We start from the raw sequence: 13,871 nt of genomic DNA on the forward strand, positions 1-13,871 counted from the left end.
CCCCCGCCCGCGACCCCCTCGTGGCCTGGTGCGTCGCGGCGCGGGCGGCCGGCCACCGGCCCGCGGTCCCGGGACGGGGTGTCCACTCCTTGGGAATCAACGCGCACGGCGTTCTGGATCTCGTTAACCTGGCGACACATCCGGTTCAGCCGACACTAGGGAGTGTGCGGTGACCCCCGAGAAGACACAGAGCGACGATTCGCCGACCAAGGACCGCGAGCGGTTCGCGTTCGCGGAGCCGACGGAGGTGGGCAGCCTGGAAGTCTGGGCGAGATCAGCCCCGATCCGGCTCGCCGGGTACGAGGACGACCTGGCCGAGCCGCACATCCTCCAGAGCGTGGACTGACGCGGCAAGCGCCCCTGAACTCACGCGCCCGGCGCGACGGCACAAGGATATTTCCCTTTTGTGCCCCTCTCTCAGCGCTCGCGCTCCTCAACTGCTGGTTAAGTCCGCCCCGGCCATGGTCGGCCGGGGGTGGGCTGGTGCGCCGCCCGATGCCCATGGCAGGATGCATCGCGCGGCCGAGTCCGCCTTAACCAACCGTGAGTGAATGCGCCGTGACCAGCAGGAGGGGGTGCGGATGGCAGTGGGGACCCATGGGTCGCCGGAGGCCGACGGCAGCCCGCTGGCACGGCGGCTCAACTACCTGTTCGCCACCATGCACCCGCCGGGCGCGCCCTACACCAATGCCCATGTGGCCGAGGCCATCAGCGGCGGCGACGAGTACGGCGGGGTCAGCCTGACCGAGCAGTACCTCTCCATGCTGCGCAACGGCAAGCGCACCAACCCGAGCCCGGACGTGCTGCGGGCTCTGGCAAAGTTCTTCGCCGTGCCCGTCGGCTATCTGCTGGGGGACCTGTCCCCGTCGCAGGCCGAGCGGGTCGAGGAAGAGGTGCGGTTCCTCGTCGCGATGCGCGACAAGCGGGTGCGCGGTATCGCGCTGCGCTCGGTGGGCCTGCCACCGGAGGTGCAGGACAGCCTTGCCGCGATCATCTCCCAGTTCCGACAGCAGATGAACCTCCCGCCCGACCCGGCCGACGCCGGCGGTCCGGGCGGTCCGGGCGGCCCACGGGATCCCGACGACGGGGCGCCCAGTGGCCGACGGTGACCAGGATCGGCTGTTCCAGTCCTGGCGGCGGATCGGAGACGAGGACGGTACGGGCATGCGAGTGGGGCGGATACGGCGGCGGTGCAAGCAGCTCATCAAGGAGCTCGGGCTGCCGGCTACGACCGACCTGCCGGGTCTGTGCGACCTCGTGGCGGGCCGTGTGGGCCGTCCCGTCCACCTGGTGCCGATGAGCCTGGGCGGCGTCGTCTCCGGCATGACGGCGAGCACCGACGACGGATTCTGGATCTTCTACGAACTGCGGACGTCCCCCTGGCACCAGACCCATATCGTGCTGCACGAGGTCGGGCACCTCCTGCTCGGCCACGACCAGGACCCCGCCGTCACCGAGGACGCGCTGCGCATGTGGGCGCCGTCGGTCGATGTCACCACCGCCATGCGGCGGTTGGGGATGACCGCGGACTTCGCGCGCCATCACTGCTACGACGACCTGACCGAGCGCGAGACCGAGGTGCTGGGCACCCTCCTCATGGAGCACGTGGTGCCGGCCTCGCCCGACGACGGACTGCCGCTCGAGGGGCGGGCGGCCGAGCTCGCCGCCGCGCTCGGGCCCGCGCTGCGGCATGTTCGCGGTGCACGGACGGGCGGGACCGGTGGCGAGGGCGGGGGCGCGCGTGTTTGACGTCGTCTACCTGTGCTTCGGCGCCGCCGCGTGGGCGATCGTCGCGTACAAGGCGCGCGCCTGGTTCCGCGACCGGCAGAACGCCGACCTGGGCCTGACCTGCGTTATGACGGCCGGTGTGGCGAATGTGTTCCTGCTGTCCGCGCCGAGTGTCTACCGCTGGTTCGACCGCCTGGTGGGCGTGGCCAATCTGGCCATGGTCCTCCTCTACTCCTCGGTGGTGGTGTTCGCCACCGGCGCCCTGGTGCTGATGCTGCGCTGGACCGGGTCGGCGGTGCGGCCCCGTACGGTGGTGACCGCCGTCGGCGCGGCGTGGTCGGTCGCCGTCATCGGCTTCGCCGTCGGCCGCCCCGACGCCGTCGAGCACCCCCGCGACTTCAGCACCGCATACGCGGACGCGCCGGGAGTTGTCACCTTCCTGGTGCTGTATCTGGCCATTTTCGGTTCGGGTCTGGCCGGGCTCGGGGTGCTGTGCCGGCGCTACGCGTCCACCCTGCGCGGCTCCTGGCTCGCCCGGGGGCTGCGGGTGCTGGCCGCCGGGTGCTGGCTGGGCCTGGCGTACTGCGCCTGCAAGGTGATCGGCTTTCTCTTCTCCTGGGCGGGCCGGGACTTGCCCTGGCTGTCCAACGGAGTGGCGCCGCTGACCGCTTCGGTCGCCGCGCTGCTGGTTCTGGCCGGGTTCGCCATCCCGGCGCTCGGGCCGCGTGTCTCCGCCTGGCGCAGGCTCCGCCGGCTGAACCCGCTGTGGCGCGAGGTCACCGCCCAGGCGCCCGAAGTGGCCATGCCCATGGGGCGCCACGGCTGGACCGGCTGGTGGCCGTTCGCCGATCTGGAGTGGCGGGCCAACCGTCAGATGGCGGAGATCCGGGACGTACAGCGCGGTGTCCGGCGCCATGTGGAGGCCGAGGCCCTGGAGATCGCCCGTGTCAAGGGGCGTACTGCCGGACTCGGGGATTGGCAACTTGTTGCATTCATGGAAGCGGCGGCGCTCCGACGCGGTTTGCTGAACCAAGCGGCCGGGCGCCTGCCGGTGCCCGGTGCTGACAGCGTGGTGGTCGAGACGGGCGCCGGGCCGGGCCAGGAGCATGAGCACTTGGCGCGCGTCGCCGATGTGTATCACCAGCCGCTCGTCGACGAGGTGCTTGAGGAGCTGGGCGGACGGACCGCCGCCCAGCGGCAGTGATAGGGGGACCGAGAGCGAGGTGGCCCTGGACGGGGGTCGGGGCCGCCCGTGGCACAGGGCGGCGCCGGGGAGATTCAGCCCCGGCGCCGCCTCTCGGCCACCATGCGTCACCCTGCCCGGGCCGAGCTCGAAGACCGGTCGAGAGACTGGCTCTGACCGACCGGGGCGTCACGGACCAGGCCCTAGAGTCGGGAGCCATGCAGAACTCCGCGAACACCGCGAACACCGCTGTTCCCGGCCCGCCAGAGCCGTTCGACACCCGTGCGCTGCTGGCGGATCCACACGCCGCGTACGCCGAGTTGCGCGAGGCGGGCCCCGTCCACCGGATCCCGGGTCCGGACGGGCGGCCCGCCTGGCTGGTGACCCGCTACGACGATGTGCGGCGGGCGCTCGCCGACCCCCGGCTGTCCCTGGACAAGAGCAACGCGCTGCCCGGCAACTTCCGCGGATTCGCCCTGCCGCCCGCCCTGGACGCCAATCTGCTCAACATGGACCCGCCGGACCACACCCGGGTGCGTCGCCTCGTGGCCAAGGCCTTCACCCCCGGGCGTGTCGAGCGGATGCGGGAGCCGGTCCGGCGCGCCGCGGACGAACTCCTCGACGCCGTCGAGCCGGCCGGCCGGGCCGATCTGATCGCCGCGTACGCCGGACCGCTGCCCATCACCGTCATCTGCGATCTGCTCGGCGTCCCCCAGCGCGACCGCCGGGACTTCCGCGCCTGGAGCGATGCGCTCATCGCCCCCGACCCGGAGCGGCCGCATCTGGCGAAGGAGGCGGTCGGCAACATGCTGCGCTTCTACACCGGTCTGATCGCGAGCAAGCGCGAGGAGCCCGGCGACGATCTGCTCTCCGACCTGATCGCGGTACGGGACGACGCGGGCGGCGGCGCCGGCGAGGGCGGCTTCGGCGAGGGCGGCTTCGGCGAGGGTGGCTTCGGCGAGGGTGGCGCCGGTGAGGGTGGCGACCGGCTCACCGAGGACGAACTGACCTCGCTGGCCTTTCTGCTGCTGATGGCGGGGTACGAGAACGTGACCCACCTCATCGGCAACGCGGTGCTCTCTCTGCTCGACCACCCCGCGCTGCTGCGGGAGCTGCGCGAGCGGCCCGCCGGTATCGCGGCGGCGGTCGAGGAGTTCGCGCGCCACGACGGCCCGGCGCCGCTGGCGATCCGCCGCTTTCCGCTCGAGGACGTGGAGATCGGCGGCGTGACGGTCCCGGCGGGGGAGACCGTGCTGCTCTCCCTGGCCTCCGCCAACCGCGACCCCGGCCATTTCAAGGAACCGGACCGACTTGATCCGGATTTTGGCCGATTGGGGCATCTTGCGTTCGGCCATGGAATCCACTATTGCCTTGGTGCCCCGCTGGCCCGGCTGGAGGCCGAAACGGCGCTGGCCGCCCTGTTGAGCCGCCTTCCGGGGCTGTATCTGGACATTTCGCGCACAGAGTTGCGCCGGCGGCCGACGATTCGCGCACATGGCTTGATGTCGCTTCCCGTCGCGTGGTAGCGGGGGAAAGCGAACAAGCTTTTGATGCATAACTGCGCTTCGATGCGGTAGAAAGGTCCTGAGCCCGCCCGGTGTGCATCCCCCGTCGCACCGGGCGGGCCTTCGTCGTTCAGACGGGCCATCGTCCTCCCCGTCACAGGGCCGGACGGGTTGGAGATTCTGCTAGAGAGCAAGGTCACAGAGGGGGACACTGCTGTCGCTTTAGGTCCTCGCACTAGCCTCCTCCCATGACGGTCCTGCCTGACGACCTGCCGCTCGCCGCCGACTTCCCGGCGGCGACCCGAGACCAGTGGCACCACCTTGTCGAAGGGGTGCTGCGCAAATCCGGCACGGTGGATGCTGTCGGCGCACAGGCCGCGGCGGCGCTCTCCACCGCGCTCGAGGACGGAATCTCCGTCCACCCCCTCTACACCGCGGAGGACGCCCCCGCCGACCCCGGCTATCCCGGGTTCGCGCCCTTCGTGCGCGGCGGCCGGGCGCAGGGCTCCACGGTGTCCGGCTGGGACGTACGCCAGCGCCACGCCCACTCCGATCCCGCACACACCAACCGCGCGGTGCTCGCGGACCTGGAGAACGGGGCGGGCTCGGTGTGGCTGGCGGTCGGCGCGGCCGGGCTGCCCGTGGAGGCGCTGCCCGAAGCCCTCAAGGGGGTCTATCTCGACCTCGCCCCCGTCGTCCTGGACGCGGGCGCCGACTTCGACGCCGCCGCCCGCGCGCTGCTGCGGCTGTACGCCGACCGCCAGGTGCCGACGCGCGCGGCCCTCGGCAACCTCGGCGCCGACCCGCTGGGCCTGGCGGCCCGCACCGGTGACCACACCGACCTCGCGGCCCACCTGTCCGCCGCCACCGAGCTCGCGGCGGTCTGCGACCGCGACCACCCGGGCGTACGGGCCTTCACCGTGGACGCCCTGCCGTACCACGAGGCCGGCGGATCCGCGGCGCAGGAGCTCGGCTGCTCGCTCGCCGCGGGCGTGGAGTATCTGCGCGCGCTGACCGACGCCGGGCCGCTGACGGCCGAAGCGGCCTGCGGCCAGCTGGAGTTCCGCTACGCGGCCACCGCCGACCAGTTCCTCACCATTTCCAAGCTGCGCGCCGCCAGGCGCCTGTGGGCGCGTGTGGCGCAGGTGTGCGGTGCCCCCACCGAGGCGGCGGCCCAGCGGCAGCACGCGGTGACCTCCCCGGTGATGATGACCCGCCGCGACCCCTGGGTGAACATGCTGCGTACCACCGTCGCGGCCCTGGCCGCCGGGGTGGGCGGGGCCGACGCCGTCACCGTGCTGCCCTTCGACTCCGCGATCGGCCTGCCCGACGACTTCGCCCGCCGGATCGCCCGTAACACCTCCACGATCCTGCTGGAGGAGTCCCAGCTGGCGCGGGTGATCGACCCGGCCGGAGGCTCCTGGTACGTCGAGAGCCTGACCGACGACGTGGCCAAGGCGGCCTGGGCCTTCTTCCAGGAGATCGAGCGCGCCGGAGGACTGGCGCAGGCCCTCGCCTCCGGGCTTGTGGAGCGGCGGCTGGCCGCCACCTGGGAGCGCCGCGCCAAGGACCTCGCCCGCCGCAAGGAGCCGATCACCGGCGTCAGCGAGTTCCCGAACCTCGCGGAGCAGCAGGTGGAGCGCGAGCCGGCCCCCGTACCGCCTGGCGGCGGTCTGCCGCGGGTCCGCCGCGACGAGGCGTACGAGGCGCTGCGCGCCCGTTCCGACAGACACCTGGCGGCGGAGGGGACCCGGCCCCGGGTGTTCCTGGCCGCGCTCGGCCCCGCGGCCGCGCACACCGCGCGCACCGCGTTCGCCGCCAACCTCTTCCAGGCGGGCGGCATCGAGGCGGTGCACGAACCCGCCACGGTCGACGCGGAGTCGGCCGCCGAGGCGTTCGCCGCCAGCGGCGCCCGCGTGGTCTGTCTGTGTTCGAGCGACAAGGTGTACGAGCAGGAGGCGGTGACCGTGGCGGAGCGGCTGAAGGCCGCCGGAGCGCTGCGCGTCTACCTGGCGGGCAGGCCCGGTGAGCTGCGCCAGGAGCTGCGCGGGGAGTTGCAGCGGGCCGGGGTTGACGCGTTCGTCTTCGCCGGCTGTGACGCGGTCGAGGTGCTGACCTCGGCCCTCGAGACGATGGGAGTGGCGTGACCGTGAGCGGGATTCCTGACTTCTCCACGGTCGACCTCGGGACACCGGAGGAGGTGTCCGGCGCGGCGGGTGCCGCCGCGTGGACGGAGGCGCTGCAGAGCGCCACCGGCAAGGGTGTCGAGGACCTGGTGTGGGACACCCCCGAGGGCATCGGGGTCAAACCGCTGTACGGCGCCGAGGACCTGGCCGGCCTCGACTTCCTGGGCACCTACCCGGGCATCGCGCCGTATCTGCGCGGCCCGTACCCGACGATGTACGTCAACCAGCCCTGGACCATCCGCCAGTACGCGGGCTTCTCCACCGCCGAGGAGTCCAACGCCTTCTACCGCCGCAACCTCGCCGCGGGCCAGAAGGGCCTGTCGGTCGCCTTCGACCTGCCCACCCACCGCGGCTACGACAGCGACCACCCCAGGGTCACCGGCGACGTCGGCATGGCGGGTGTGGCCATCGACTCCATCTACGACATGCGTCAGCTCTTCGACGGCATCCCGCTGGACCGGATGAGCGTGTCGATGACGATGAACGGCGCGGTGCTGCCCGTACTCGCGCTCTACATCGTCGCCGCCGAGGAACAGGGCGTGGCGCCCGACAAGCTGGCCGGGACCATCCAGAACGACATCCTCAAGGAGTTCATGGTCCGCAACACCTATATCTATCCGCCGCAGCCGTCGATGCGGATCATCTCCGACATCTTCGCCTTCACCTCGCAGCGGATGCCGCGCTACAACTCCATCTCCATCTCCGGATACCACATCCAGGAAGCGGGCGCCACGGCCGACCTGGAACTGGCGTACACCCTCGCCGACGGTGTGGAGTATCTGCGAGCGGGGCTCGACGCCGGGATGGACGTGGACGCCTTCGCGCCGCGGCTCTCGTTCTTCTGGGCGATCGGCATGAACTTCTTCATGGAGATCGCCAAGCTGCGGGCGGCCCGGCTGCTGTGGGCCAAGCTCGTCGGCCAGTTCGACCCCAAGAACCCCAAGTCGCTGTCGCTGCGCACCCATTCGCAGACCTCCGGCTGGTCGCTGACCGCCCAGGACGTGTTCAACAACGTGGCCCGCACCTGTGTGGAGGCCATGGCCGCCACCCAGGGCCACACCCAGTCGCTGCACACCAACGCCCTCGACGAGGCCCTGGCGCTGCCCACCGACTTCTCCGCGCGTATCGCCCGCAACACCCAGATCCTGCTCCAGCAGGAGTCCGGCACCTGCCGGGTGATCGACCCGTGGGGCGGCAGCGCGTATGTGGAGCGGCTGACCCACGACCTGGCCCGGCGCGCCTGGCAGCACATCCAGGAGGTCGAGGCCGCGGGCGGCATGGCCAAGGCCATCGACGCAGGCATCCCCAAGATGCGCGTCGAGGAGGCCGCGGCCCGCACCCAGGCGCGGATCGACTCCGGGCGGCAGCCGGTGATCGGCGTCAACAAGTACCGGGTCGACAGCGATGAGCAGATCGACGTCCTCAAGGTCGACAACTCCGCGGTCCGCGCCCAGCAGTTCGAGAAGCTGCGCCGGCTGCGCGCCGAGCGCGACGAGGCCGCCTGCCAGGACGCGCTGCGCGCGCTCACCGCGGCCGCCGAGTCCGGCCCGGGCGCGGGCCTGGAGGGCAACCTCCTCGCGCTCGCCGTGAACGCGGCCCGCGCCAAGGCCACCGTCGGCGAGATCTCCGACGCGCTGGAGAAGGTGTACGGGCGCCACTCCGGCCAGATCCGTACGATCGCCGGTGTGTATCGAGACGAGGCCGGACCGTCCTCCGGCGTGGACCGCACCCGCGCGGTGGTCGAGGAGTTCGAGCGCGCGGAGGGCCGCCGCCCGCGCATCCTGGTCGCCAAGATGGGCCAGGACGGGCATGACCGCGGCCAGAAGGTGATCGCCACCGCCTTCGCCGACCTGGGCTTCGACGTGGATGTCGGCCCGCTCTTCCAGACGCCCGAGGAGGTCGCGCGGCAGGCGGTCGAGGCCGATGTGCACATCGTCGGCGTCTCCTCGCTCGCGGCCGGCCACCTCACGCTGGTGCCCGCGCTGCGCGAGCAACTGGCCGAGGCGGGGCGGGAGGACATCACCATCGTGGTGGGCGGGGTCATCCCGCCGCAGGACGTGCAGACCCTGCACGAGGCGGGCGCCGCCGCCGTCTTCCTGCCCGGCACGGTCATCCCCGACGCCGCGTACGAGCTGGTGCAGACGCTGGCCGCGGACCTCGGCCACGAGCTGTAGGCCCATGCCGGCGAAGAGGAAACCGACCATTGACATCGACACCTACGCCAAGGGTGTGCTCGACGGATCCCGTGCGTACATCGCCCGCGCGATCACGCTCGTCGAGTCCACCCGCCCCGACCACCGTGACCTCGCCCAGCGGCTGCTGATCGAACTGCTGCCGCATGCGGGCGGGGCGCGCCGGGTGGGCATCAGCGGCGTGCCCGGCGTGGGCAAGTCCACCTTCATCGACGCCCTGGGCTCGCTGCTCACCGGGCTCGGCCACAAGGTCGCGGTGCTCGCCGTCGACCCTTCCTCCAGCCGCACCGGCGGCTCCATCCTGGGCGACAAGACCAGGATGGAGCGGCTGGCGGTCGACCCGGCCGCCTTCGTCCGCCCTTCGCCCAGCGCGGGCACGCTGGGCGGGGTGGCCCGCGCCACCCGCGAGTCCATGGTGGTCATGGAGGCGGCGGGCTACGACGTGCTGCTGGTCGAGACGGTGGGCGTGGGCCAGTCGGAGACCGCCGTGGCGGGCATGGTCGACTCGTTTCTGCTGCTCTCCCTCGCCCGCACCGGCGACCAGCTCCAGGGCATCAAGAAGGGTGTGCTGGAGCTCGCGGACATCGTCGCGATCAACAAGGCCGACGGCCCCCATGAGCGCGACGCCAAGGCCGCCGCCCGCGAACTCAGGGGCGCGCTACGGCTGCTGCAGCCCGCGGACGCGCCCTGGAACCCCCCGGTGCTGACCTGCAGCGCCCGCGAGGGCACCGGCCTCGATGTGGTGTGGGAGCGGCTGGAGCAGCACCGCCGGGTGCTGGAGGCCACCGGCGCGCTGGACACCAAGCGGCGCGACCAGCAGGTCGACTGGACCTGGTCCATGGTCCGCGACCAGCTGCTGACCCGGCTGCGCGAACACCCCGGGGTGCGGCGGCTCGGCCCCGTACTCGAACAGCAGGTGCGCGACGGCACGCTGACGGCAACGCTGGCCGCCGACCAGCTGCTGGAGGCGTTCGGGACGCCGACCGACACGGATGGGTGACCCGCCGCTGTCGGCGGTCGAGGTGGGGCCGTTCTTCGCCCTGCGCACCGACCCCGGCAATCCTCGAGATGAGGGTTACGCGCTGATCGGTGAGGCGTACCGGCTGACGCCCGAGGGCGCCGCCGCGCCGCTGCTGCGCGCCCGCGTCGAGGCGGTGGCCGCGAGCCTGCGCACCGATGAGCCGAGGGTCGCGGCATCGCTCGTCTTCCAGGGGCTCGCCGCCCGGGTGTGGTCGATCGCCCTCGGCCAGGCGGCCCTGACCGGCAGGGTGTCGCGCCTCCGCTGCGACCGGCTGTGGTGGCACCCTGGGCGCGCCGCCCCCGACGACCTGTGGTGGCCCGGCGTGCCGTCGGTCATGGGCGAACCCGGAGGGCTCGCCGGTCAGGTGGGTGACGCGGGGTACACCAATCTGCTGCCGTTGCACGCCGCCGTCACCCGGGCCTACCGGGTCTCGGGGCGGCTGCTGTGGGGGAACGCAGCCTCGGCGCTGGTCGGTTCGCTGCGCGTCCTGTACGACTGGTGCCAGGCGCACGGCCACCCCGAGGCGGCGGAGCGGGCCACCGACCTGGCCCGTGCCCAGCTGGCCCACCCGCCGCTGCGCGACGCCGGCACCCTGACCTCCCCTCCGCCCGCCTTCCGCCGCCGCACCTGCTGCCTCTACTACCGGGTGCCGGGCGGCGGCCTGTGCGGCGACTGCGTACTGCGCGGGCCGGCCCTCGGCCGCTGACCCGGGTCGGGGTTCCGCCGCAGGTCACAGTAGAGTTCCGGGCGTCGCCCCGCGCACGTCCCGCACACCGAAAGGTCCGTAACGCCGTGAACCCCGCCCACCCCCCGGTCACCGTCGTAGGGCTGGGCGCGGACGGCTGGGACGGGCTGGCGGTGAGGGGGCGCGAGGCGTTGCTGGCGGCCGAGGTGGTCATCGGCGGCCCGCGCCAGCTGAATCTGCTGCCCCCCGGCTGCACCGCTGAACGTGTGCCGTGGCCGTCGCCGCTGCGGCCCGCCGTGCAGGGGCTGTTCGCGGCGTACGCCGGGCGGCGGGTGTCCGTGCTGGCCAGTGGCGACCCCATGTTCTTCGGCATCGGCCGCACCCTGGCCGAGGAGTTGGGCGCCGACCGGCTGCGGGTACTGCCCCATCCGTCGTCCGTGTCCCACGCCTGCGCGCGGCTGGGCTGGCCGGTGGAGGAGACCGAGGTGATCAGCCTCGTCGGACGGCCCATCGCCTCCCTGTCCCGCTCCCTGCACGCCCGGCGGCGGCTGCTCGTCCTCAGCGCGGGCGCCGCCACCCCCGCCGAGGTCGCCGCACTGCTGCGCGACCGCGGCTTCGGCCCCAGCCGGATGCGGGTCCTGGAGCAGTTGGGCGGCGAGCGCGAGCGGCACCTCGAAGGCACCGCCGACCACTGGCCCCACGCTTCTGGCGACCCCCTCAACGTCATCGCCGTCGAATGCGCCCCCGCCGCGGACACGCTGCGCCTGTCCGCCGTCCCCGGGCTGCCGGACCAGGCGTACGAGCACGACGGCCAGCTGACCAAGCGCCATGTGCGCGCCGCCACGCTCGCCGCGCTGGCCCCCGCCCCCGGAGAGCTGCTGTGGGATGTCGGTGGCGGCTCGGGTTCGATCGCCGTGGAGTGGATGCGTACGCACCGGAGTTGCGCCGCGGTGTCCGTCGAGCGGGACCCCGTACGGGCCGAGCGCATCGGCCGCAACGCCGCCGCGCTCGGGGTGCCCGGGCTGCGCGTCGTCACCGGCGCCGCCCCGAACGCGCTGACCGGACTGCCCACCCCCGACGCGGTGTTCATCGGCGGCGGCCTGACCGCGCCCGGCCTGCTGGAGGCCTGCTGGGCGGCGCTGCCCGTCGGCGGGCGGCTCGTGGCGAACACCGTGACGCTGGAGTCGGAGGCGCTGCTCGCCGACTGGTACCGGCGGTACGGAGGGGAGCTGGTCCGGATCGCGGTTGCGCACGCAGCCCCGGTCGGCGGCTTCACCGGATGGCGGCAGGCGATGCCGGTCACCCAGTGGGCCGCGGTCAAAGCGACGGCCGAGCCCGCTGCCGAACCCGCGGTGGAAGCCCCCGAAGGAGAGACCTCCCCATGACCGTGTACTTCATCGGCGCGGGCCCCGGCGCCGCCGACCTGATCACCCTGCGCGGCGCCCGCACCCTGGCCCGCTGCCGGGTGTGCCTGTACGCGGGCAGCCTGGTGCCGCGCGAACTCCTCGCCGAATGCCCGCCGGACGCCCGCCTGGTCGACACCGCCCGGCTCAACCTCGACCAGATCACCGACGAGCTGGTCGGGGCCCACCGAGCGGGTGAGGACGTGGCCCGGCTGCACTCCGGCGACCCGTCGGTGTTCAGCGCCGTCGCCGAGCAGATGCGGCGGCTGGACGCGCACGGCGTGCCGTACGAGGTGATCCCCGGCGTCCCCGCGTTCGCCGCCGCCGCGGCCGCGCTGGGGCGCGAACTGACCGTGCCGACCGTCGGCCAGACCGTCGTCCTCACCCGCATCGCCCAACAGGCCACCCCGATGCCGGACGGCGAGGACCTCGCCACCCTCGGCCGCAGCCGGGCACTGATCGTGCTGCACCTGGCCGCCCGGTACGTGGACCGGGTGGTGGCCGAACTCCTCCCGCACTACGGCGCCGACTGCCCCGCGGCGGTGGTCGCCCGGGCGAGCCGCCCGGATGAGCTGGTGCTGCGCGGCACGCTCGGCGATATCGCGGACCGGGTGAAGGAGGCGGGGGTGGTGCGCACCGCCGTCATCATGGTGGGCCGCACGCTGGGCGCGGAACAGTTCCGCGACAGCCACCTGTACTCGGCGCGCCGCGAGCGGTCTTGAGGCGGGGGAGCGTCAGGTCGCCGCGCCCCTTGGCCCCCGAGCCGCCGCGCGACCCACGATGGCGCCCGCGCGGTCGATGCAGATGACGTCCACGGCCACCGGCGCCCCACGCAGCACCCCGAGCGCCGTCTCCCGCGCCGCCACCGCGACCAGATCACCGAGCGGCACCCCGCGCGCCGCGCACAGCTGCACCGTCTCCAGGCCCGTGTTGGCCGCCGCCACCGCCGCCACCAGCTCCTCGTCCGCCCCGCCACGGCGGGCCAGCTCCGCGAGGAAGCCCTTGTCCACCTGCGAGCGGGAGGAGTGCAGGTCCAGATGTCCGGCGGCCAGTTTGGAGAGCTTGGCGAAACCTCCGGCGACGGTCAGCCGGTCCACCGGATGGCGACGCAGATACTTGAGCACCGCCCCCGCGAAGTCGCCCATGTCCAGCAGCGCGTCCTGCGGCAGTCCGTGCACGGCCACCGCGACCTTCTCCGAGGTCGCCCCCGTACAGCCCGCCACATGCCGGCGCCCCGCCGCGCGCGCCACATCCACGCCGCGCCGGATGCTGTCGATCCACGCCGAGCAGGAGTACGGCACCACGATGCCCGTCGTCCCGAGGATCGACAGCCCGCCGAGGATGCCCAGGCGCGGATTCCAGGTGCTGCGGGCGATCTCCTCGCCGTGGTCCACCGCGATCTCGACCTCGGCGTCCCCGGTGCCACCGAGACGGGCCGCGACCGACGCGATGTGATCGCGCATCATCTGCCGGGGGACGGGGTTGATGGCGGGCTCGCCGACCGCGAGCGGCAGTCCGGGACGGGTCACCGTGCCGACGCCGGGCCCGGCCCGGAAGACCACACCGCTCCCGGGCGGCAGCAGCCGCACCGTGGCCCGCACCACCGCGCCATGCGTGACATCCGGGTCGTCACCCGCGTCCTTCACCACCGCGGCCATCGCCCGGTCCGCCGTCAGCTCCTCGCCCGCGAGCGCGAACGCGGGCCGCTGCCCCTTCGGCAGTTCGATGGTCACCGGATCGGGAAACTCCGCGCTGAGCAGCGCGGTGTACGCGGCCGTCGTCGCCGCCGTCGCACACGCCCCGGTGGTCCAGCCGTGCCGCAACCCCGAACGCTCCAGCTGCGCACTGCGGCCCCCGGCCGGAGCGGTCCCGGGCTTCGATGTCTGCTCAGCCACGGGAAGCGCCGCCTCTCGTTTCCGCGCCGACTCCTCGCCGGCCATGGCCCGCGGGCGCATCTCCCCAGGCGGC

At 73.1% G+C, this 13,871-nt stretch carries 12 protein-coding genes; 11 read left to right on the forward strand and 1 reads right to left on the reverse strand.

Going from position 1 to position 13,871, the window contains the following annotated elements; all coding sequences use genetic code 11:
• Nucleotides 1-169: 169 nt before the first annotated feature.
• The 11 genes from ACH4U7_RS02960 to cobM all read left to right on the forward strand — a co-directional run bounded on the left by ACH4U7_RS02960 (nt 170) and on the right by cobM (nt 12,625).
• Nucleotides 170-346, forward strand: a complete 177-nt coding sequence (locus ACH4U7_RS02960; protein ID WP_014174380.1) for a hypothetical protein — start codon at nt 170-172, stop codon at nt 344-346.
• Between the two features lie 235 nt (nt 347-581).
• Complete coding sequence (locus ACH4U7_RS02965) at nt 582-1,109, forward strand: helix-turn-helix domain-containing protein (protein WP_398526250.1); 528 nt, start codon at nt 582-584, stop codon at nt 1,107-1,109.
• Entirely contained in the window at nt 1,096-1,749 is a 654-nt protein-coding gene (locus ACH4U7_RS02970; protein ID WP_398526251.1) for a hypothetical protein, read from the forward strand. Before ACH4U7_RS02965 ends, ACH4U7_RS02970 begins: the two co-directional genes overlap by 14 nt.
• A complete protein-coding gene (locus ACH4U7_RS02975) occupies nt 1,742-2,932 on the forward strand; it encodes an MAB_1171c family putative transporter (RefSeq protein ID WP_398526252.1) in 1,191 nt (396 codons plus the stop codon). The genes ACH4U7_RS02970 and ACH4U7_RS02975 overlap by 8 nt, the downstream gene beginning before the upstream one ends.
• Nucleotides 2,933-3,129: 197 nt before the next feature.
• The gene (locus ACH4U7_RS02980) at nt 3,130-4,437 is read left to right on the forward strand and encodes a cytochrome P450 (RefSeq protein WP_398526253.1); all 1,308 of its coding nucleotides are present in this window, start codon (nt 3,130-3,132) and stop codon (nt 4,435-4,437) included.
• A 227-nt stretch (nt 4,438-4,664) separates the two neighbouring features.
• Nucleotides 4,665-6,563, forward strand: coding sequence for a methylmalonyl-CoA mutase small subunit (mutA, locus tag ACH4U7_RS02985; RefSeq protein WP_398526254.1), 1,899 nt, complete (start codon nt 4,665-4,667; stop codon nt 6,561-6,563).
• Between the two features lie 53 nt (nt 6,564-6,616).
• Nucleotides 6,617-8,776 carry a methylmalonyl-CoA mutase gene (gene scpA / locus ACH4U7_RS02990; RefSeq protein ID WP_398526451.1) on the forward strand — a complete coding sequence of 720 codons (2,160 nt, stop codon included), beginning with the start codon at nt 6,617-6,619 and terminating at the stop codon, nt 8,774-8,776.
• A gap of 4 nt (nt 8,777-8,780) precedes the next feature.
• Nucleotides 8,781-9,794, forward strand: coding sequence for a methylmalonyl Co-A mutase-associated GTPase MeaB (meaB, locus tag ACH4U7_RS02995; protein WP_398526255.1), 1,014 nt, complete (start codon nt 8,781-8,783; stop codon nt 9,792-9,794).
• On the forward strand, nt 9,787-10,521 hold the full coding sequence (locus ACH4U7_RS03000; RefSeq protein WP_398526256.1) for a (2Fe-2S)-binding protein: 735 nt from the start codon (nt 9,787-9,789) through the stop codon (nt 10,519-10,521). The genes meaB and ACH4U7_RS03000 overlap by 8 nt, the downstream gene beginning before the upstream one ends.
• Nucleotides 10,522-10,607: 86 nt before the next feature.
• Nucleotides 10,608-11,885, forward strand: coding sequence for a precorrin-6y C5,15-methyltransferase (decarboxylating) subunit CbiE (cbiE, locus tag ACH4U7_RS03005; RefSeq protein ID WP_398526257.1), 1,278 nt, complete (start codon nt 10,608-10,610; stop codon nt 11,883-11,885).
• Nucleotides 11,882-12,625 carry a precorrin-4 C(11)-methyltransferase gene (gene cobM, locus ACH4U7_RS03010; RefSeq protein WP_398526258.1) on the forward strand — a complete coding sequence of 248 codons (744 nt, stop codon included), beginning with the start codon at nt 11,882-11,884 and terminating at the stop codon, nt 12,623-12,625. Before cbiE ends, cobM begins: the two co-directional genes overlap by 4 nt.
• 12 nt (nt 12,626-12,637) lie before the next feature.
• Here cobM and ACH4U7_RS03015 read toward each other — a convergent pair whose 3' ends face one another.
• Complete coding sequence (locus ACH4U7_RS03015; RefSeq protein ID WP_398526259.1) at nt 12,638-13,798, reverse strand: cobalt-precorrin-5B (C(1))-methyltransferase; 1,161 nt, start codon at nt 13,796-13,798, stop codon at nt 12,638-12,640.
• Nucleotides 13,799-13,871: the final 73 nt, after the last annotated feature.

This window comes from Streptomyces sp. NPDC020845 (assembly GCF_044334165.1).
GTDB lineage: Bacteria > Actinomycetota > Actinomycetes > Streptomycetales > Streptomycetaceae > Streptomyces.

What these genes read in the sequence shown, in the direction of transcription:
- meaB (WP_398526255.1), top strand. Translation starts at nt 8,781, where the DNA reads ATGCCGGCGAAGAGGAAACCGACCATTGACATCGACACCTACGCCAAG.
- ACH4U7_RS03000 (WP_398526256.1), top strand. Translation starts at nt 9,787, where the DNA reads ATGGGTGACCCGCCGCTGTCGGCGGTCGAGGTGGGGCCGTTCTTCGCC.
- cobM (WP_398526258.1), top strand. Translation starts at nt 11,882, where the DNA reads ATGACCGTGTACTTCATCGGCGCGGGCCCCGGCGCCGCCGACCTGATC.
- ACH4U7_RS02965 (WP_398526250.1), top strand. Translation starts at nt 582, where the DNA reads ATGGCAGTGGGGACCCATGGGTCGCCGGAGGCCGACGGCAGCCCGCTG.
- mutA (WP_398526254.1), top strand. Translation starts at nt 4,665, where the DNA reads ATGACGGTCCTGCCTGACGACCTGCCGCTCGCCGCCGACTTCCCGGCG.
- ACH4U7_RS02980 (WP_398526253.1), top strand. Translation starts at nt 3,130, where the DNA reads ATGCAGAACTCCGCGAACACCGCGAACACCGCTGTTCCCGGCCCGCCA.